This is a genomic window from Bacillus mycoides, from assembly GCF_000832605.1.
In the GTDB taxonomy this organism is placed as follows: domain Bacteria; phylum Bacillota; class Bacilli; order Bacillales; family Bacillaceae_G; genus Bacillus_A; species Bacillus_A mycoides.
The window spans coordinates 3,749,155-3,768,141 of the sequence record NZ_CP009692.1 but is presented as its reverse complement, the minus strand read 5'-3'; the positions used below and the strand labels follow the sequence as shown (position 1 = coordinate 3,768,141).

Below are 18,987 nucleotides of genomic sequence, written 5' to 3'. Positions count from 1 at the left end.
GTAATGGCAATACAAACGCATATTAATGTAACGGTAGATTTTAGTAAATGGAATGGAAATACATATGATTTGCGTATTCCGAATCATCAATCTATTAAATATTTATTGAAAAACTTATTAGATACGCTAAAGATTGATAATCATGAAGGTTCACATTTTGTAATGAAAGTGAAAAATAAGTCAATTGTTTTAACAGATAATGATCGTTTAATTGATCACCAAATAACAGACGGAGATATTTTACAAGTTTTATAAAGAATATTTCTTACTTTTAGTTATTTGAAAATAAGTTATTACGGGTTATAAAGAAAAGGAGAAGAGGATAAAAATGACGGAAAAAACAATTCAAATTGATGCAATGAACTATTAATTTCAAATAGAAAAGGAAAATTGGAAATTGGAGATGACAAAATCTCAAACACGTATAAAAGACTTCCGTCAATTTGATGTAATTACGGGCGCATCATCTGAATTTGTACCATTAACGATAGAGGAAACGGATGATATGTTTACCTTTATATTTCAAGTGGATAAAAAATTATATAAGTGGGATGATCTTAGCCGTTTTGGAAGAAATGAGAAATTAAGACTGCTTCGAAATGTTGCGCAGTTTCGTAAATATTTAAATAAACGAATCACGTTCTTTTTACATCCGGACAATATAGTTTTTAATGCTAATTTAATGCCAAGTATTATACATAGAGGAATTCGAGATATTGTTCCACCAACCCCGTTGTTAGAAGAGCAATTTTTAACACAATATAAGTGTCTAATTATCGCTTTATTCTCCCAAAAGCACAATTTTGATGATTTGTATGCTGGGTTACTAAAAGATGCAAAAGAAACAACATTTGAACAGACGGTTGCTCAAATGGAAAGCTTAGATGCATTACTGCAATTTCTTGATGACAGCTTTGAGAAGGAACAAACAAAAACAGAAAAAAATATGCAGTTAGTACCTAAAAAAAGCTATAAATCGTTTAAATACTTAGCTTTTTCCTTCATAGCGGCGACAGTTATTTTAGCTGCTCCTTTAATATATTTCACTTTTGTAAAATTTCCTTATCAAAATAAATTATTAGAAGCAAATGCGAGTTTCATAGCAACTGATTATGACAAAGTAATTACGCAATTAAATGAAGAGGAATTTGAATCATTACCGATTGCATCTAAATATGAGTTAGCATTTGCATACATTACAGCTGAAAAACTAGGTGAAGATCAAAAGAAATCAATTATGAAAAATATTAGTTTGAAAAGTGATGAAAAGTATTTGCTATATTGGATGTATAACGGAAAAGGTAATTTTGATCAATCATTAGATTTAGCTAAGACACTTGATGATCCAGAGCTTATTATGTACGGCCTTGTTAAACAAATTGAATCACTGAAAAATAATCCGGATTTATCAGGCGAAGAGCGTGATAAAAAATTAAAAACATATGAGCAACAATTAGATGAATACAAAAAGAAATATGGCAAATCATCAAACGATAAAGACTCGTCGAACACAGAGAAAAAAGAGTAAGCACTTGATGAGACAGTTGAAAAGGAGCGGTGAACACGGATGGAGCAACTATTAGTATTGACTTATGGAGACAAAATATATAAGTGCACATTACATCCAAATGAGCAATCAATAGTGTCGATTGGAAAAGAGTGGACAAATGATATTACGAATCCAAGTTTAGAACAAGAAGTAGAGTTAAAGTGGAATAATGAAGTAAATGCTTGGATGGTACAAAATCAATTAATAGAGTTCAATAAGGAATTTGAGATTGGAAAAACTAAAGATGTGAGTTTAAAAATCTTTATATCTATTATTGGCACAAATAAAGTGTTTGATATAGGAACGAAACATTCTCTTACATTGAGTCAAAACAGTTTTGATGATATTTCTATTACCGGGACAAATGTAGATTTAATGCTATCTCGTGAAACGTTGTACGATTCCTTTAAAGTGAACGTATATGACGGGGATGTATTTCATAATTATACAAAGCTAAAAGATAGCGTTATGTTAGAAGCTGGAGACCAATTATATTTTGATGGTGTTTTAGTAGAAATAGGTAGTGAAGATATTCAAGTATTGTCTTCAGAAGAGAACGTTAAATCTACGCTACCTATTTTAGTAGAATCAGAAACGAATTATCAAAGTGGTTATCCAGACTATCATCGTTCACCACGTATTATTTACCGTGAACCAGAAGAGAAAATGACAATTGCAAAACCTTCAAGTATGCCGTCAAAACCGACTGAGCATTTGGCGAGAATTATTGCACCATCTCTTGTCATGATTGTCGTAACGGTATTACTCGCTATCTTTATGAAATATGGAATGTTTATTATTGCATCGATAGCGATGACATTAGTAACGATTATTGTTTCTGTCACATCTTATATAAAAAATTTAAAGCAATATAAAATTGACATTGTTGAACGTGATAAAAGTTATAGAGAGTATATAAAACAAAAAACGAAAGACTTACATGCAGAAAGTGAAAAGCAGCGTCATGCATTACAATATCATAATCCAAATGTTGAAGTGATACGTAATATGGCTGTGCAAGTAAATCCACGTATATATGAAAAAACAATGTTACATCATGATTTCTTAACATTTAGCGTTGGAACAGGACAAGCTAATACAAGTTTTGAAATCCAATTTAATGAAGAAGAATTTAGTCAAACGAAAGATGAATTAATTGATATAGCGCGTGAACTAAGACAGCGTTATCTATCATTGGAAGATGTACCTGTTGTAACAGATTTGATAAATTGACCGGTTGGCTATATTGGACAACGCTCTTTAGTGTTAGAACAATTACAATTATTAGTTGTACAAACCGCGTTATTCCATAGTTATTATGACCTGCAGTTTATTACTATTTTTCCTGAAGAAGAAAAAGAGAAATGGGATTGGATGCGCTGGCTACCTCATGGAAGTGTTCGAGATATAAATGTACGTGGATTTGTATACCATGATCGTAGTCGTGATCAAGTGTTAAATAGTTTGTATCAAATATTGAAAGAACGAAAATTAAAACTAGATGAAAAAAGTTCAACTAATGAAAAAATGTACTTTGCACCGCACTATGTCGTTCTCATTACAGATGAAAAACTAATACTAGACCATGTTGTTATGGAATTCTTTAATGATGATCCGAGTCAATTAGGTGTATCACTTGTATTTGTACAAGATGTTATGCAAAGTTTACCGGAGCACGTGAAAACGGTAATTGATATAAGAGATGCAAAACAAGGGAACATCATCTTAGAACAAGGAGAGCTTGTTAACCGTCAATTTAAATTGAATCATGTACCGAAAGGGTTCAATTTAGAAGATGTCTCACGTGCATTGGCACCGTTAAACCATTTGCAAAACTTAAAAAATAGTATTCCAGAAAGCGTAACATTCCTAGAAATGTACGGTGTTGAAAAAATAAAAGAGTTAAACATTACAAGTCGCTGGCAGAAAAATGCAGCGCATAAATCTTTAGCTGTACCACTTGGATTACGTGGTAAAGAAGATATCGTAAACTTAAACTTACACGAAAAAGCACACGGACCACACGGGCTAATAGCAGGTACAACAGGTTCAGGTAAGTCGGAAATTATACAATCGTATATTTTATCTCTAGCAGTCAATTTCCATCCTTACGAAGTAGCCTTTCTACTAATTGACTATAAAGGCGGCGGTATGGCGAATTTATTCAAAAACTTACCGCATTTATTAGGAACAATTACGAACTTAGATGGAGCACAAAGTATGAGAGCGCTCGCATCAATTAAAGCCGAATTACAAAAAAGGCAACGATTATTTGGGGAAAATGAGGTAAATCATATAAACCAGTATCAAAAATTGTATAAAGAAGGCTTAGTAAGTGAACCGATGCCACATCTATTTTTAATTAGTGATGAATTCGCGGAACTGAAGTCAGAACAACCAGAATTTATGAAAGAGTTAGTTTCAACAGCGCGTATCGGTCGTTCACTCGGAATCCATTTAATATTAGCTACGCAAAAACCGAGTGGTGTTGTAGATGATCAAATTTGGAGTAACTCGAAATTCAAACTAGCATTAAAAGTTCAAAATACGTCAGATAGTAATGAAATTTTAAAAACACCAGATGCTGCTGAAATTACATTACCAGGACGTGCGTACTTACAAGTTGGGAACAATGAAATTTATGAACTATTCCAATCAGCTTGGAGCGGAGCAGACTATGTAGAAAATAAAGAGGATAAAGAACATTTAGACGCAACGATCTATGCAATAAATGATTTAGGACAATATGAAATATTAAGTGAAGACTTAAGTGGACTTGGTAGCAGTAAAGAAGTAATAAGCGTACCATCTGAACTGGATGCTGTTATTGACTACATTCACGATTACGCAGAAATAAATGAAATTGAAGCGTTAGCTAGACCGTGGTTACCACCACTTCCAGAAAGCGTATATTTACAAGACTTACATGCTATTCAGTTCAAAGAAGCATGGACGAAAGAAAAGAAACCATTAAAAGCAACAGTTGGTCTACTAGATCAGCCTGAATTACAATCACAAACACCATTAACACTAGATATTAGTAAAGACGGACACGTAGCGGTCTTCTCAAGTCCAGGCTACGGAAAATCAACATTCTTACAATCAGTCATTATGGATGTAGCTCGTCAGCATAGTCCAGAGCATTTGCATGTGTATTTATTAGACTTCGGAACAAATGGCTTAATGCCATTAAAATCTTTACCACATGTGGCAGACATCATTACATTAGACCAAGTTGAAAAATGCGAGAAATTTCTTCGTCGCATAGAAGACTTATTAAAAGATAGAAAGCAATTGCTAAGTAAATATGGCGTTGCAAGTCTTGAAATGTATGAGAGAGCTAGTAAAGAAGTATTACCAACAATATTAATTACGTTAGATAACTATGATGCTGTTAGAGAAGCTGGATTTGTCGAAGACTTTGAACGCATTATTGCACAAATTGTACGTGAAGGGGCAGCGGTAGGAATTCATTTAATGCTTACGGCTACACGTCAAAATGCATTGAGAGTACAAGTAAATACAAATATTAAACTACAAATAGCGCTATATATGATAGATGAGGCAGAATCTAGAGCTATTGTAGGAAGAACAGAGTTGAAAATTGAAGAATTAGCAGGACGTGGTTTAGTTAAAATTGACGAACCAACAATCTTCCAAACAGCTTTACCGACAAAGGGAGAAGATGTACTTACTCGAATTGAAAATATACAAGCTGAAGGAAAAGAGATGGATTCCTTCTGGAATGGAGAAAGACCGAAAGCAATTCCTATGGTACCTGAAGTTCTGGAATACAAAGAATTTATTGCATGGCCAGAAACAAGGAAAATTATTGAAGCAGGCAAACTAACATTTGGTGTAGAAACAGAAAGCGTTACACCTCTCGAATTAGATTTAACGGAAGCGTCTAATATTGTTGTAGGGGGAATTAAGAAAGATGAAGTTGAAAATGTAGTTCATCAATTCCTTCAACAGTTAGCAGACAGTGGTCACTTTGACCTAGGTTTAATTGATACAAGAACACGCAATTTCTCAAACTATAGAGAGAGCTCTGCTTTATATGTAGCTGAAAAAACAGGAATTGAGAAAACGATTAAACAAGTTACAAATGCTTATAAATCGAGAGAAGCGGCGTTTAAAGAGGAGCAGGAAGCATCAAGTGAAACAGTGAACCCGGCAGAATTTATTAAGAAATTTAAGCCGATTGTAATCGTAATCGCAGATGTAAATGATATTTTAAGTAATTTAGAAGATAGCGATATATATAGTTTGGCGGAATTAATAACAAATGGTGCATTTATGGGCATCCACTTCGTAATTGGCTGTGATGTTGATTCAATTGACAGTCGATACGACTTAGTTTCAAAAACAATAAAAACGCAATCTCATGTTATTTTACTTAGAAAATCATCAGGCCAAATGGTCTTCGGTGTATCTAATAAAGATTTAAGTAGTACAAAATTAAATCCAATTGAAGGGTATTTTGTTGAAAATCGTTTTGCTACTAGAATTAAAGTGCCAACTATTTAAGGGGGGATTTGCATGGGGATAGAGGAATTAAATAGTCAAAAATCTGGTTTATTAAGTAGTATAAGTCATCAACAAGGGCAATTGGCTGAATTACAAATGAAAATACGAAGGCTAATAACTGCTAAAGGGAAATTTGTAAATAATCTTGAAGCAATTAAACAAAATCAAGAGCAGTTTAAGTCTTTAGAAATAAACGAGAGTAGTTGGAAGGGGCAAAGAGCAACTACTTTTAAAGAAACGTATGAACAACAAGTTATTTCTAATTTGGGGAGGTTTATTGGAGAACTAGGGAGAGTGCAAGAAGACATCGATCAAGCTATACGGCGGCTTGAAAGAGAAATCGCTGCATGTGAGTCTAGTATTCTTTCTTTAAGTAGAAGTGTTTCAATGGTTGACGCTAGTATTCAAGTAGAAGTACAGAAGGCGGGGAAATGATAAATGGGGGAAATTAAATTAAATAAAGGGGTATTTGATGCGAAAGTAAGTGATTTGAAAAGTGGTGCTAGTGATTTAGGGAAAACGAAATTTAATGATATGAAGTTGAGTCGTACGAATTTGACTAGATTAACTCAATTTTGTGAAGCAATCGAAATGTTATCTCAAAAGGTGCAGCAATATGAACAGTTATTAGAAAATGATTTAAATAACATACAACAAGCCGGGGAGAAAATAGTCGAACAAGATGAACAACTTGAAAAAAGTTTAAGCAGCATTCCGGGCCATTAATTTTGAAATAGGGGGGATGTAAGGTGGACAAAAATATTGAATTACAGGAAGTGAAAGAACTTCAAACGCGCTTTAATTCAAATGTTGAAGAGTTAAATCAACATTTCGAATCAGTATTACAAAAAATAATGGGTGTTACACAAATTAGCTCTTTTCAAGGGAAAACAGCTGATGGAATTAAAGGGTATTTAGCCATGGTTCATGGGAAAATTATTTCTAGTTATATGGAATCAGCTGAGTTATTAAAAGGTCAATTTCAAAAAACAATGGAGGATTTCAGTTCTACGGTTGACAGTGATGCAGATGTCAAAATTTACGGAATTTATTTGGATGATGTAAAGAAAAGAATTAATGGATACAATGAAGGGTTTAATCACTCTAATGACGAAGCGAGACAAACGGTAGGATCCATTAGTGATATTATTGCAATTCAATATCCATCATCCTCAGGAATTACGGAAGGATCTGTAAAAAGCCAAAAAGAAATTAGTGACACGCTTGAAAAGTTAGAAACTTATAACAGTCAACAAAATGACCTGCAAGCGTTTCGTGAAATGATGCATGCATTAGACAGTGGAATGAATCAAATACGAACTAATAGTGGAGATTTTTCTAGTAGTTCAATAGAAAAAATTATGTCTAGCAAGTGGTACGGAACCATAAATAATAGCACTACGGGGGGGAGTAATGGAAATTCAGGAGATGGATTGAGCATTGGAGATATTCTTTTAATGCTTGCAACGAAAGGAACAGTTATAACTGGAAAAATGGGATTCGTATTAGGAGCATTAAATTTTGTTCAAAATGCTAAACCTAAACGTGCTGATCTTATTGATATTCAAAAAGGTTTCTTAGCGAATGGAAAAATCGCGAATACATGGAGTAAATGGCTTAAAGGGGTAAATTCAGCGTTCTCTGTAGCAAGTTCTAAGAGTCTTTTTGGGAAAGGGCTAAAGGAAATTCCATTAGTCGGGAAGGCAGTTACAACTATGGGGAAAGTTGCACAAGAATTTTCCACAATTGAGAAAGTAGCTGCAAAAGTAGGGAATTTAAATCACTCATTACCTGAGAACAGTATTAAAGCAATTAATGTTCCAAAACATATAATAAAAAATTTGAAACCTTTTGGTATACCGGCGGTATTAATAAACTCTGCATTTGAAGTAGGTGAACTTCATACAGCTCTTAAATCAGACAAAACCGGGGTTGAGCAGGCAACCGACGTCACTTATTCTGTAGCAAAAGTTGCAGGTAATACTTACTTTTCGTGGGCTGGAGGTGTAGGTGGTGTAGAAGCGGGAGGTGCATTAGGTACACTAATTTGCCCTGGTATCGGTACTGCTGTTGGAGCTATTGCAGGTGGAATAATTGGAGCTACTGTAGGAAGTACAGTGTTTAGTAAAGCATTTGAATATATTGCACCACGAAAAAAAATGAAAGAATATGCATCGAATTTTACAAAATCTATAAAAAAATGGTTTGAATAAACTTATTAAAGAAAAGAGGGGAATAAAAGTCTTTTAACTAGACTTTTTAACAGTTATGGAAAAAAAATATACGTTTTCTTTAGAAGAATTAGCATTCCTATTAAATTATAAAGATAATCAACCCTTTGCCAAATCACTATTACAAATAGTTTATGATGAGCTTAAAGAAACGGAAACAGAAAAGATCTTTTTAACAGCAGCACATTCCTTATTAGCAAGGAATTTACTAACATTTGATGAACAAAAACAAGAAGTATTCCCAAAGCCTGATGTAGAAATATTATTTAATATTTTTAATCGTCCATCTATTTCTATTTTATTGCAAAAAATTGATTTTCAAAATGATATAACAATCACTGGTAATATTTATAATCAAGGTGACTTTAATATTTCATATCAAAGTACGAATGGAATTGTACATACAATTAAAAATTTATCAGATTATGAATTGTATGCAGAAGCAAAAAATCTATTGCAAATTGAGATTGAAAAACAAAATATAAATATTGATTTAGAAGAAACTTTACCAAATCATGTAGTACAAGAAATTGGTAATCTTATTACTTTGTCTATTGAAGAGGGGAAAAATATTTTAATTGAGAACGGTGTAAAACCTTCACATGCAGAAGTTTTCCTAAATGATATAAAAACAACAAAAAGTATATACAGTGTTATGCGACTTGATACACAAGACAAAGGTGAGGTTATTTCAGATAAAGGTTTCTTTATTATTGAAACAGCACATACACAATGGATATTATCTCATTTAGAAGATAGTACTATATTTGATTTATCACAACTAGACGATAATAGTACATTTACTTTATCTCAATTATCAAAAGGGAATTTTGAAAATGGAATGAAAACATTATTTATAAGTTAAATAGTAGAGAGAGGAATGTAACGCCTTGGATAAAGATCCTAAAACTGCAAAAACAGAAAAAGGTTTATTTGAAAGTGTAATAGCACCTATTATTGTCGGGATTATGTTTATTTTTTTAATTTTATATAAAGTAGCAGAGTTTCTGGGGAAATGGCTCATTATCTTGTCAATACCGAGCTTTATTGTTACTATGTTTATTTTTTTATATCAGAAAGAATATGGAGGTGTATTGGTTGGTGGGATAGGCTTAATAATAATGCTATCGATGTATTTTGTGTTTGTTAGAAAAAGTAAAAAGGGTTAATTCTATGTTGCAAACTAAAAAAGCTTTTTGTGCGGCGTTAAATTTATCTACAAAAATATAATTATTACATGAACGAAGTGAAAATAAAAAAAGTCTATTAAAAGACAGATAATCACCTATTATTTGTGGTTGATTATCTTCTTTTGTCTGTATATCGGTTTGGCTTTTAATCATTATTTAAAGTATGTCATACACCCTACTGTCCAGCTATACGTATCTGATCTTAGCCCGTTCCTTCATTTTTTATCTTAGAAATAGCATGGGCAGAAAGAGCGATAGTTTAAACATGTCGGGAGATTAAGTAGGAGTTACATGATGATAGGATAAATCAAGAACGTGTTGTGATGTAGAGGCACAAATCAAAATAGATTTATAATACCGAAATTAATAGGAGAATCATATGGAAAAATATTATATTTATGAATCGAAAGTTAAATTAATCAGAAGGTTTTTTTTATTCGTTGTAATTGAAGTTTTGTTGCTTATTTTTGTTATATTCACTTTCTCGTCTGAGGAAGCTTACTATGTAAGGGGGGCTATAGTTGGGATCGGTGCATTAATCATGTTAGTTGCTTTGTGGAAAATATTTAAGAAGATTATGAATAGAACACCAGTAGCCATTTTAGAATCAGAGTATATTACGGTTATTAATGATGCTAAATATCCTGTGAAAATCGCTTTAAAAGATGTAAATAGTATTTTACCCTATAAAATTCGCAGGCAGTCGTTCTTAGGAGTTTTGATAGAGGATGATGTTGAAGAGCAATATATAGCTTCTTTACCAACGAAAGCGCAACGGATGTATCGAATTAATAAGCGTACTGGATTTGTACCGTTTAATATTCATATGAACTTATTAGAAATAGACAGAGAAACATTAGTTGCTAAGCTAGAAGAATATCATATGAACGTTTTAGCTCCAGAAGATGAAGCGCAGTAATATAATAGGAGCAGTAACTTGATTTCATTTTTGAAAAATTTTTTATCTGTTATAAATGAAGCATCTCAAAAGAGATAGTTTTGAATAGTATAAAGCTATATGGTGCCAATAGAACCTTCTCTTTTCATGTAAATGAGAAGGTTTTTATTTTAAATCTACATGATTTAAGTAAAGGTAGTTAAAGGTGGGAAACTTGGATGTGGGATATAAAAGAAGAAGATTTAGATGAATTTAAAATTACATGTAGAAATCGTTTAAGTCCTGAGGCTGCTGTAGGTTTTATGTTAGGTTCAATCATATACACCTCATTAATAATGTTAGGTGTAATTTATGGTTTGGTGAAATTTGGTTGGTCCGTATATCCTAGTTTACTAGATGAAGCAATTATTAAAATAGAGTTATGTTTGTATAGCATACAAATCATTTTTCTTATTGTATATTTATTTCCCAAAGCTCGTTTTAAATTGCAAAAGTTACAAGCTATAGTTATATTGCTATATGCACTTCAACTTGCGACTATAGGATTTGTAACAGTAGTTGTTTCGAGTATTTTCGGTTATTCAAATGATCGTGTTACATTGACTTATGTAGCCTTATTATTGTTAGGAGCCTTTATTATTCATATTTTTACAACAATTAATACCTTTAAGCAAGCTAGCGAAGGCGCATTTAGTAAGTGGGAAAATTCAGTTTCATTTTTTAGTAAGACAAAAGATTTATTAATGATTGCCTCTATACTATATGTATTAACTCTCTTAATCTTAATTTATATTAATAATGATTATACGATGGGGCAAATAGGTTGGTATGCCATATTGACCCTTATACTATATTCGGTAGCCATAGGCGCAGCTGAATTCCAATTATTAGCCTATTGTAGATTTAAATTTCCATCATTTTATATTTCGTGGGAGGAACATGAAAGGGAACGTCAGAAAAGACTAAAGCTTTATGAAGAGAAGGAAAAAAGAAAACTAAAGAAATAAAATAAGTTTTGGTTTCTGAAAATTCGAACAGATTATATAAGCAATTAAGAATTGTATAAAAATCGATGCTAATAAAAATTAAAGTATCTTCAATATAATCTGTATGAGTAAATAAATACCAATAAGTACAGGTGAAGTGTATTACTTTCCAAAAGGGAACATAATGAACTTAAAAATGCCTAGAGAAATCAACGGGGTGTCAGTATGAAGTTAAAGAAGAAATCTAAGATGATGATAGTTCTGTCAATAGTATCAAGTTTATTAAGTGGATGTGGTTTTGGGGAGACGAAGATAGAGTATGAGAGATTAGTAAAGGCATTGGATGAAGGTGATATGAAGACGGTTATGTCTGCGAGTGATGATGGGTATGCTTATGTGAAAGAAGAGGTTAGGGATAGCACGTTTTGGGCGGAAAATGATAATCGCATTAGCGTTGTATATCAAACAACAGGAGGAGTATACAATATTAAAGAAAAAAAGTTCTATGGAACAACTTTGCAAGAAATTGCTAGTTCATTAAATAGTGAGCAAAAAAAAGAAGAGATTGTATATAGAACTAGTATTAAATATGAAGATAATCAATCAAAAAGTCCAGATCAAAATTTGGACGTTTCGAATGTTCGATTTATATTTAATAGATTAAAGGGAATAGATAGTTTAAGACCCAAAAAAGATAAAAAAAGATTTAGTGAGTCATCCAAGGTAACATATTACTTAACTGAATCGCAATTTCAAGAAATAATTAATAATAAGTTAAAGGTGGACTACGATAAATTTGATGAAGCAATATTATTAATGGAATTTAGTTCGGCGAAAGATTCAAAAGAAAATCCAATGGAATTCACTACAATAAGCATCACAATGGGATATGAAAAAAAGAATAAAAAAGGCCGATTAATAAGGCATGATCAAAAAATAGCAATCTATTTAAATTCTAAAGAAGATAACGATAAAGCTTCTAAAACCCGATATGAGGAGTATGAAAAACAATATTTGAATAATAAGTAATGTATAAAATAAGGGGAAAGGTGTAGTTATGGCATGAGTAAAAGGTTAGTTAAAAAAGTAGTTATTGTAATGATAGTAACGTTTTTACTAAGCGCGTGCAGTTTCGGGGAAACAAAAATAGAGTATGAGAGATTAGTAAAGGCATTGGATGAAGGTGATATGAAGACGGTAATGTCTGCGAGTGATGATGGATATGCATATGTGAAAGAAGAGACTAGCGACAGTACTTATGAAGAAAAAGAAGATGGTGAACATAGCAGGATAATATATCAAACAACCCATGGAGTATATAATGTGAAAGAAGACGACTTATATGGGAAAACAACTCAAAAGATTGTTACTGATATAAAAAATGATAAAAACGTTGGTAGTAATCAAAATTACAAAAAAGAAACGGTCTATAGTACAAATTTAAAAAATGAAAAATCCCGTTCAATAGCCCAGGATCAAGCTATGAATGTTTCATATGTAAAATTAATGTTTAGAGGATTAAATGAACTTAGTAAATTGAAACCGAGTGAAGATAAAAAAAGATCTAGTGAACCGAGCATAATAAGCTATGATTTAACTGAATTACAGTTTAAAAACATCATAAATGACAAGTTAAATTTAAAATATGATAAATTTAATTCTGCAATATTGATGATTGAATTTAATACGCCTAATAATACAAAAGAAAATCAAATGAGAATAATACAAATAACAATATCGGTAAATTATGAAGAAAGAAAAGAAGATAAGCTTATAAAACGCAATCAAGAAATTTCAACATATTATCATACCAGAGAAGATAATAATCAAAGTGCCAAAAAAGAATATGTAAATTATGAAAAAGAGTATATAAATTAAAAATAATATATTTTGATTGAATTTTGAGAACGATAAATGTTGTGAAGATATGAGTAAAGGGGTAGTAAAAAATAGTTATTGTGATAACAGTTATGTTTTACTGAGCGCGTATAGTTTTGGTAAATCAAAATAGAGTATGAGAGTCTAATAAAGGCATTGGATGAAGGTGACAAGAAGACGGTTATACTTAATTGAAAGAAGAATATTTGGAACTTTTGAGGAAAAAGAATACTACTTGAACCATCAAAAGGCATTCTGGTTAGATGATTATGGTAATTAATATGGTAATGATATACCTAAAAGATTATCTGAATTTAGTTGTACAAAGATCTATTTACTTAAAAATATTAAGAATGTAATAGAATTTTAGTGCACGAAAATTATTTAAACTGTATAGAAGGGGAAATGTCAGGGTGTGGAATATAAAAGAAGAAGATTTAGATAAATTTCGAATAACATGTCAAGGACGTTTAAGTCCTGAAGGTGCTACGGGTTTTATGCTTGGAACAATATTTTATATTTCAATATTTATGTTTATTATTTTTGTAGGTGATTTGAATTACTACAACAATTTTTTTGATAGAACAATTGTTAAAACTGAAATTGTGTTATTTAGTATTCAAATTATATTTTTAATTATATATCTATTTCCGAAAGCATGTTTTACATTTCAAAAGTTACAAACGCTAATCGTATTACTATATGCGTTTCAACTTGGAACGATATTATTTGTAGTTTCGATTGTTTCTGAAATGGCTGATAATTCAATTGGTAGGATGTATACCGGGCTACTAGTTGTAGGAGCAGTTATTATCCATATTGCAGCAACGCTAGATACATTTAAACAAGCAAGTGAAGGTGCATTTAGTAGTGATGAAAGATCCACCTCGTTTTTTAGTAAGACAAAAGGAGCTGTGATAAAGGGGGCTATAATATATATATTAATACTACTTCTTCTGATGTATTTTCAAAATGATTATTCAATTGATTTTTTTGTTATGTATGGAGTAGGAACTGTTTTAATGTATGCGGTTGCAATCGGAGCGGCAGAATTCCAATTATTGGCGTACTGTAGATTTAAATTCAAGTCATTTAATATGTCATGGGAAGAGAATGAGAGAATGCGTGGGAGAATTCGAAAGCGAAATACAAAATCCAAATCGAAAAGTAAATAAGAGGGAAATAGAATTGAAGTGAATGAAAATTATTTAAACTGTATAGAAGGTGAAGAGCCAGGATGTGGGATATAAAAGAAGAAGATTTATATAAGTTTAGGATGACATGTAATGATCGTTTAAGTCCTGAGGGTGCTATGGTTTTCTTTATTGGAGGGATAGTTTATACTTCAGTATTTATGTTTTTTATTTTTATGGGGGGATTGGATTATTATCATACTTATTTTGATAAAACAATTGTTAAAGCTGAAATTGTTTTATATAGCTTACAATTCATCTTTTTAATTCTATATTCATTTCCAAAAGCACGTTATACATTTCAAAAGTTACAAACGCTCGTTGTATTATTATATGCATTTCAATTAGGTACAATAACATTTACAGCGTTAGTTCTTCCTGGAATATCTGATTATTCAATTGATCGAATGACTTTAATTTGTGTAGGGTTATTATTTATAGGAGCAGTTATCGTTCATATTGTGACAACAATTGATACATTTAAACAAGCGAGTGAAGGTGCGTTTAGTAAGGATGAAAGATCCATCTCATTTTTTAGTAAAAGAAAAGGAGATGTGATGAAGTGGGCTACAATATATGCGCTAATCCTGTTTATTTTGATATATTTTCATAATGATTATGGAATTGATGTTTTAGTTCTTTATGCGGTAGGTATTGTTTTACTGTATACAGTAGCCATTGGAGCGGCAGAATTTCAACTATTGGTGTACTGTAGATTTAAATTCAAGTCATTTAATATGTCATGGGAAGAGAATGAGAGAATGCGTGGGAGAATTCGAAAGCGAAATACAAAATCCAAATCGAAAAGTAAATAAGAGTGAAATAGAATTGAAGTGAATGGAAATTATTTAAACTGTATAGAAGGTGAAATGTCAAGGTGTGGAATATAAAAGAAGAAGATTTAGATAAGTTTCGAATGACATGTCAAGGGCGTTTAAGTCCTGAAGGTGCGACGGGATTTATGCTCGGAACGATATTTTATACTTCATTATTTATGGTTATTATTTTTATAGGAGGAATAGATTATTATACTACCTTGTTTGATAAGGTAATTGTTAGGATTGAATTAGTGTTATATGGTTTGCAAGTAATGTTTTTAATTCTATATTTATTCCCTAAAGCTCGTTATAAATTTCAAAAATTACAAACGCTCGTTATATTATTATATGCATTTCAACTTGGAACTATCGGATGCACGTTATTTGTTCTTTCTGGAATGATTGAGAATTCAATTGATCTCAATACACGTGTTTATGTAGGTCTATTAGTATTAGGTGGAATTATTGTTCATATTGTGACAACAGTTGATACATTTAAACAAGCAAGCGAAGGTGCATTTAGTAGTGGGGACAAATCAGATTCGTTTTTTAGTAAAACAAAGGGACATGTTATACAAGGTGCTGTAATTTATGTGTTAATTCTTCTTGTTTTAATTTATATAAATAATAATTACTCATTAAACACAATGTTTGGTTATGTTATGTGTAATGTTGTTATGTATGCAGTAGCCATTGGAGCGGCAGAATTCCAGCTCTTAGTGTATTGCAGATTTAAATTCAAGTCATTTAATATGAAGTGGGAAGAGAATGAGAGAAAGTGTGGAAGAATTCGAAAACAAAATAAGAAATCCAAAACGAAAAATAAATAATATATTAATAGAATTTTAGTGTTCGGAAAATAATTGAAACGTATAGAAGGTGAAGAGCCAGGATGTGGAATATAAAAGAAGAAGATTTAGATAAGTTTCGGACGACATGTGAATATCGTTTAAGCCCTGAAGGTGCTACAGGATTTATGTTTGGAGGAATACTATTTAGTTCAATAACCATTTTTTCTATTGTTTTATCAGCCGGTTGGGATTACTGTATGCTTCTCTTTAATATAGGAATTGTTAAGTTAGAAGTATTCTTATATATTATACAAATAATTCTTTTCGTTTTTTATTCATTTCCGATAGCTCAATTTAAATTTCAAAAACTACAAACCCTTGTCGTATTATTATGTTCATTCCAATTGGCAACAATAGCTCCTATTGCTTTGACTGTTACTAAAATGGCTAATAATTCAATTGACTGGATTACAATACTGTATGCGGGTTTATTGCTTTTAGGAGCAGTAATTTTTCATGTTTTGACAACAATTGATACGTTTAAACAAGCGAGTGAAGGTGCGTTTAGTATGGATGAGAGGTCTGCTTCTTTCTTTAGTAAAACAAAAGGAAAGATGATGAAGTGGGCTACATTATACGCAGTAACTATTCTTATTTTGATATATTTTCATAACGATTATGGATTTGATGATTTATTTATGTATGTAGTAGGGACCTTTTTAATGTATACGATAGCCATCGGAGCAGCTGAATTTCAGCTATTAGCATATTGCAGATTTAAATTTCCGTCATTTAATAAAACGTGGGAGCAACATAAAAGAGAGACTCCAAGATATCGAAAGAAAAATAAAAAAGGTAAATCAAAACGTAGGGCATAAAGAAAGTGTGTATTGTAAGTTTTGATGGTAAAAAAGTAATAATTTACAGGAGAGTATTTTAACTTCTAAAAGAAACTTTAATTATGTAAGGTGATTAAAGTGATTAGAAGATAATCTGATCGAAAATATAGAGAGTGTAGTGTGATGATGAAATGAACACAAAAAAGGTTTCTAAAATGATTACTATCATAATAACAATCAGCCTACTACAAGCATGTAGTTTTTTTGAAGAAAAGATAGAGTATGAGCCATTTGTTAAGGCATTGGATGAAGGTGACATGAAAAAGGTTATGTCTGCGAGTGATGATGGGTATGCTTTTGTGGAACAAAGAGGTATATATAGTACATATGAACAAAAGGAAGATGGAGAACACAGTAAAACAATCTATCAAACTTCGGAAGGCATATATAATACGAAAGATAAAAGTTTATATGGAAATACAACACAAGAAATTACCTCGGAAGTAGATAATAAAAATTATAAAGAAGAAGTTAATTATAGTACCAATATTATGTATCAAAATGGACAGGTACAAAGTCCGGATTCAAACCTGGATGTTTCATACGTGAACTTAATTGTAGATCGTTTAAAAGGGATAGGGAAACTAAAGATGAAGCCCGGGGATGATATAAAAAAGTTTGATCAGCCTAGTACTGTTGGATACAAACTAACTGAATTAGAGTTTCAGAGTATCATTAATGATAAGTTGAAAATACAATTTGATGAATATGGTGGTGGATCAATCGCATTGCATATTGATTCTAAAAATGGTTCAAAGCAGATATTGGAAGTAAGTATTGTAGTGAATTATAAGAAGAGAAATGATGAGGGCAAGTTAGTAAAATATATATCACAAATACATACATCTTTTGATAGTCACCAAGGTAATAATCAGGATGCGAGACAGGAATATATTGATTTTAAAGCACAGTATAATAAGAAGCAGTAATATTAAGAAGGGCATTTGCACGTAAAGATAATAGCGACATAAGTGTGATAAATGTTTCATAAATATTTCTATTTGTAGTGGAAAGAATTTGAGGATAAACGCCCCAATTGCTGGAGGAAATGCAACAATTGGGGCGTTTATCTGTCTAAATTTAGTTTGAATGCATAACATTTTTTAGTTAGAGTCCTCACTCCTCAAGTAGTTTCTTCATAATAACGGTGTGAAGTTTTTGTGTAATCGGCTTTTATTGCAAAGTTACAACTATTTCCGCTTATAGAGTACCTCTTATTATCGATACATCGTCCACATCCCAATGTCTTTAAACCCTAGACGTTTATAAATTCGTCCAGCAGCTGGATTGTTATAAAATAAACAAAGTGTTCGGCCTTCTTTCGTAAAGTCTTGAATCATTTTTTGTAGTATGAGTGAAGCGTAGCCATTTCCACGATAATTCGGGTGTGTACATACACCAACTACCATAGCGGATAATGAATTTTCAGCGGAAGTAGAGGCGGATGCGATGATTGCACCGTCTTTTTCAATATAGTATGTGCGTCCTGTATTTGTTTCAATAGCCTGCCTTAATATTTTCTCTGATTCATTAGTAGTCGGAAATTCAGCGATGTCACTTCGTAATTTCATAATTCGTTCTATATCATCAAGTGAGGCAAGTTTAATTGTTTCATGAATTGGTGTGCTAGGTAAGTTGTTGTCATTTAGACATTCGCAAAAATACATTTCATTTTTAGTACCTAGTTGTATATTTGAAGCAGTTTCAAATCGTTCTACGATAGTTGACTTACCAGAGAGTTTAAGTGGCTTATATGCGGAAAGAAGTGCCTCATAATCAGTGGTAACAAATTCTTCTTTACTATAGGGTATAAATGAATCGTGGAAGCGGAGTAAAATTGATTTTAATGTTCCATCCTCTTTAAATACTCCACATAGTTCTTGGAAATCTGTATCATAACCGAAAGCTTCAATATCTCCAATAATAAATAAGTTAAGGGCTGCTTCTTCTTTTAGAAAAGAAAATACTTGTTTATGATCTTTCTTTGTTAATTTTCTCATCATAACGAATCGACCTCTTTTTTT

Annotated in this window: 20 protein-coding genes; 19 read left to right on the top strand and 1 reads right to left on the bottom strand. The window is 31.8% G+C overall.

Features of this window, described 5'->3' with window-relative positions; all coding sequences use genetic code 11:
• Positions 1 to 3: 3 nt before the first annotated feature.
• The 19 genes from BG05_RS21090 to BG05_RS21010 all read left to right on the top strand — a co-directional run bounded on the left by BG05_RS21090 (position 4) and on the right by BG05_RS21010 (position 17,892).
• Complete coding sequence (locus BG05_RS21090) at positions 4 to 255, top strand: EsaB/YukD family protein (RefSeq protein WP_001007572.1); 252 nt, start codon at positions 4 to 6, stop codon at positions 253 to 255.
• A gap of 121 nt (positions 256 to 376) precedes the next feature.
• A complete protein-coding gene (gene essB / locus BG05_RS21085) occupies positions 377 to 1,528 on the top strand; it encodes a type VII secretion protein EssB (protein WP_232294838.1) in 1,152 nt (383 codons plus the stop codon).
• Positions 1,529 to 1,567: 39 nt separating this feature from the next.
• Positions 1,568 to 2,782 carry an FtsK/SpoIIIE N-terminal domain-containing protein gene (locus tag BG05_RS32010; RefSeq protein WP_309461328.1) on the top strand — a complete coding sequence of 405 codons (1,215 nt, stop codon included), beginning with the start codon at positions 1,568 to 1,570 and terminating at the stop codon, positions 2,780 to 2,782.
• Between the two features lie 30 nt (positions 2,783 to 2,812).
• The gene (gene essC, locus BG05_RS21080) at positions 2,813 to 6,079 is read left to right on the top strand and encodes a type VII secretion protein EssC (RefSeq protein ID WP_003193402.1); all 3,267 of its coding nucleotides are present in this window, start codon (positions 2,813 to 2,815) and stop codon (positions 6,077 to 6,079) included.
• A gap of 12 nt (positions 6,080 to 6,091) precedes the next feature.
• Complete coding sequence (locus BG05_RS21075; RefSeq protein ID WP_003193400.1) at positions 6,092 to 6,514, top strand: YwqH-like family protein; 423 nt, start codon at positions 6,092 to 6,094, stop codon at positions 6,512 to 6,514.
• Positions 6,515 to 6,517: 3 nt separating this feature from the next.
• The gene (locus tag BG05_RS21070) at positions 6,518 to 6,805 is read left to right on the top strand and encodes a TIGR04197 family type VII secretion effector (RefSeq protein WP_003193397.1); all 288 of its coding nucleotides are present in this window, start codon (positions 6,518 to 6,520) and stop codon (positions 6,803 to 6,805) included.
• 23 nt (positions 6,806 to 6,828) lie between these two features.
• Positions 6,829 to 8,292: a T7SS effector LXG polymorphic toxin gene (locus BG05_RS21065; RefSeq protein WP_003193395.1), complete on the top strand. Its 1,464-nt coding sequence runs from the start codon at positions 6,829 to 6,831 to the stop codon at positions 8,290 to 8,292.
• A gap of 55 nt (positions 8,293 to 8,347) precedes the next feature.
• Positions 8,348 to 9,175 carry a hypothetical protein gene (locus BG05_RS21060; protein ID WP_003193393.1) on the top strand — a complete coding sequence of 276 codons (828 nt, stop codon included), beginning with the start codon at positions 8,348 to 8,350 and terminating at the stop codon, positions 9,173 to 9,175.
• A gap of 25 nt (positions 9,176 to 9,200) precedes the next feature.
• Positions 9,201 to 9,479 carry a hypothetical protein gene (locus BG05_RS21055; RefSeq protein ID WP_003193391.1) on the top strand — a complete coding sequence of 93 codons (279 nt, stop codon included), beginning with the start codon at positions 9,201 to 9,203 and terminating at the stop codon, positions 9,477 to 9,479.
• A gap of 400 nt (positions 9,480 to 9,879) precedes the next feature.
• A complete protein-coding gene (locus tag BG05_RS21050; protein ID WP_003193390.1) occupies positions 9,880 to 10,419 on the top strand; it encodes an STM3941 family protein in 540 nt (179 codons plus the stop codon).
• 197 nt (positions 10,420 to 10,616) lie between these two features.
• Positions 10,617 to 11,405, top strand: a complete 789-nt coding sequence (locus BG05_RS21045) for a hypothetical protein (RefSeq protein WP_003193387.1) — start codon at positions 10,617 to 10,619, stop codon at positions 11,403 to 11,405.
• A gap of 204 nt (positions 11,406 to 11,609) precedes the next feature.
• Positions 11,610 to 12,413 (top strand): DUF3952 domain-containing protein, encoded by an 804-nt coding sequence (locus BG05_RS21040; RefSeq protein ID WP_003193385.1) that lies wholly within the window; start codon positions 11,610 to 11,612, stop codon positions 12,411 to 12,413.
• Between the two features lie 33 nt (positions 12,414 to 12,446).
• The gene (locus BG05_RS21035) at positions 12,447 to 13,262 is read left to right on the top strand and encodes a DUF3952 domain-containing protein (protein ID WP_003193384.1); all 816 of its coding nucleotides are present in this window, start codon (positions 12,447 to 12,449) and stop codon (positions 13,260 to 13,262) included.
• Positions 13,263 to 13,385: 123 nt separating this feature from the next.
• The gene (locus tag BG05_RS31690) at positions 13,386 to 13,457 is read left to right on the top strand and encodes a DUF3952 domain-containing protein (RefSeq protein ID WP_117616460.1); all 72 of its coding nucleotides are present in this window, start codon (positions 13,386 to 13,388) and stop codon (positions 13,455 to 13,457) included.
• Positions 13,458 to 13,675: 218 nt separating this feature from the next.
• Complete coding sequence (locus tag BG05_RS21030) at positions 13,676 to 14,437, top strand: hypothetical protein (RefSeq protein ID WP_003193378.1); 762 nt, start codon at positions 13,676 to 13,678, stop codon at positions 14,435 to 14,437.
• A 62-nt stretch (positions 14,438 to 14,499) separates the two neighbouring features.
• A complete protein-coding gene (locus BG05_RS21025) occupies positions 14,500 to 15,270 on the top strand; it encodes a hypothetical protein (protein ID WP_041868013.1) in 771 nt (256 codons plus the stop codon).
• A 62-nt stretch (positions 15,271 to 15,332) separates the two neighbouring features.
• Positions 15,333 to 16,103, top strand: a complete 771-nt coding sequence (locus BG05_RS21020) for a hypothetical protein (RefSeq protein ID WP_000267139.1) — start codon at positions 15,333 to 15,335, stop codon at positions 16,101 to 16,103.
• Between the two features lie 62 nt (positions 16,104 to 16,165).
• Positions 16,166 to 16,942, top strand: coding sequence for a hypothetical protein (locus tag BG05_RS21015; protein WP_003188900.1), 777 nt, complete (start codon positions 16,166 to 16,168; stop codon positions 16,940 to 16,942).
• A 176-nt stretch (positions 16,943 to 17,118) separates the two neighbouring features.
• On the top strand, positions 17,119 to 17,892 hold the full coding sequence (locus BG05_RS21010; RefSeq protein WP_016088151.1) for a DUF3952 domain-containing protein: 774 nt from the start codon (positions 17,119 to 17,121) through the stop codon (positions 17,890 to 17,892).
• A 288-nt stretch (positions 17,893 to 18,180) separates the two neighbouring features.
• On the opposite strand, the gene BG05_RS21005 is transcribed toward BG05_RS21010, so the two are convergent.
• A complete protein-coding gene (locus BG05_RS21005; protein ID WP_003188895.1) occupies positions 18,181 to 18,966 on the bottom strand; it encodes a GNAT family N-acetyltransferase in 786 nt (261 codons plus the stop codon).
• Between the last annotated feature and the right edge of the window lie 21 nt (positions 18,967 to 18,987).

What these genes read in the sequence shown, in the direction of transcription:
- BG05_RS21090 (WP_001007572.1), top strand. Translation starts at nt 4, where the DNA reads ATGGCAATACAAACGCATATTAATGTAACGGTAGATTTTAGTAAATGG.
- BG05_RS32010 (WP_309461328.1), top strand. Translation starts at nt 1,568, where the DNA reads ATGGAGCAACTATTAGTATTGACTTATGGAGACAAAATATATAAGTGC.
- BG05_RS21075 (WP_003193400.1), top strand. Translation starts at nt 6,092, where the DNA reads ATGGGGATAGAGGAATTAAATAGTCAAAAATCTGGTTTATTAAGTAGT.
- BG05_RS21070 (WP_003193397.1), top strand. Translation starts at nt 6,518, where the DNA reads ATGGGGGAAATTAAATTAAATAAAGGGGTATTTGATGCGAAAGTAAGT.
- BG05_RS21060 (WP_003193393.1), top strand. Translation starts at nt 8,348, where the DNA reads ATGGAAAAAAAATATACGTTTTCTTTAGAAGAATTAGCATTCCTATTA.
- BG05_RS21050 (WP_003193390.1), top strand. Translation starts at nt 9,880, where the DNA reads ATGGAAAAATATTATATTTATGAATCGAAAGTTAAATTAATCAGAAGG.
- BG05_RS21045 (WP_003193387.1), top strand. Translation starts at nt 10,617, where the DNA reads ATGTGGGATATAAAAGAAGAAGATTTAGATGAATTTAAAATTACATGT.
- BG05_RS21040 (WP_003193385.1), top strand. Translation starts at nt 11,610, where the DNA reads ATGAAGTTAAAGAAGAAATCTAAGATGATGATAGTTCTGTCAATAGTA.
- BG05_RS21035 (WP_003193384.1), top strand. Translation starts at nt 12,447, where the DNA reads ATGAGTAAAAGGTTAGTTAAAAAAGTAGTTATTGTAATGATAGTAACG.
- BG05_RS21025 (WP_041868013.1), top strand. Translation starts at nt 14,500, where the DNA reads ATGTGGGATATAAAAGAAGAAGATTTATATAAGTTTAGGATGACATGT.
- BG05_RS21015 (WP_003188900.1), top strand. Translation starts at nt 16,166, where the DNA reads ATGTGGAATATAAAAGAAGAAGATTTAGATAAGTTTCGGACGACATGT.
- BG05_RS21010 (WP_016088151.1), top strand. Translation starts at nt 17,119, where the DNA reads ATGATTACTATCATAATAACAATCAGCCTACTACAAGCATGTAGTTTT.
- BG05_RS21005 (WP_003188895.1), bottom strand. Translation starts at nt 18,966, where the DNA reads ATGATGAGAAAATTAACAAAGAAAGATCATAAACAAGTATTTTCTTTT.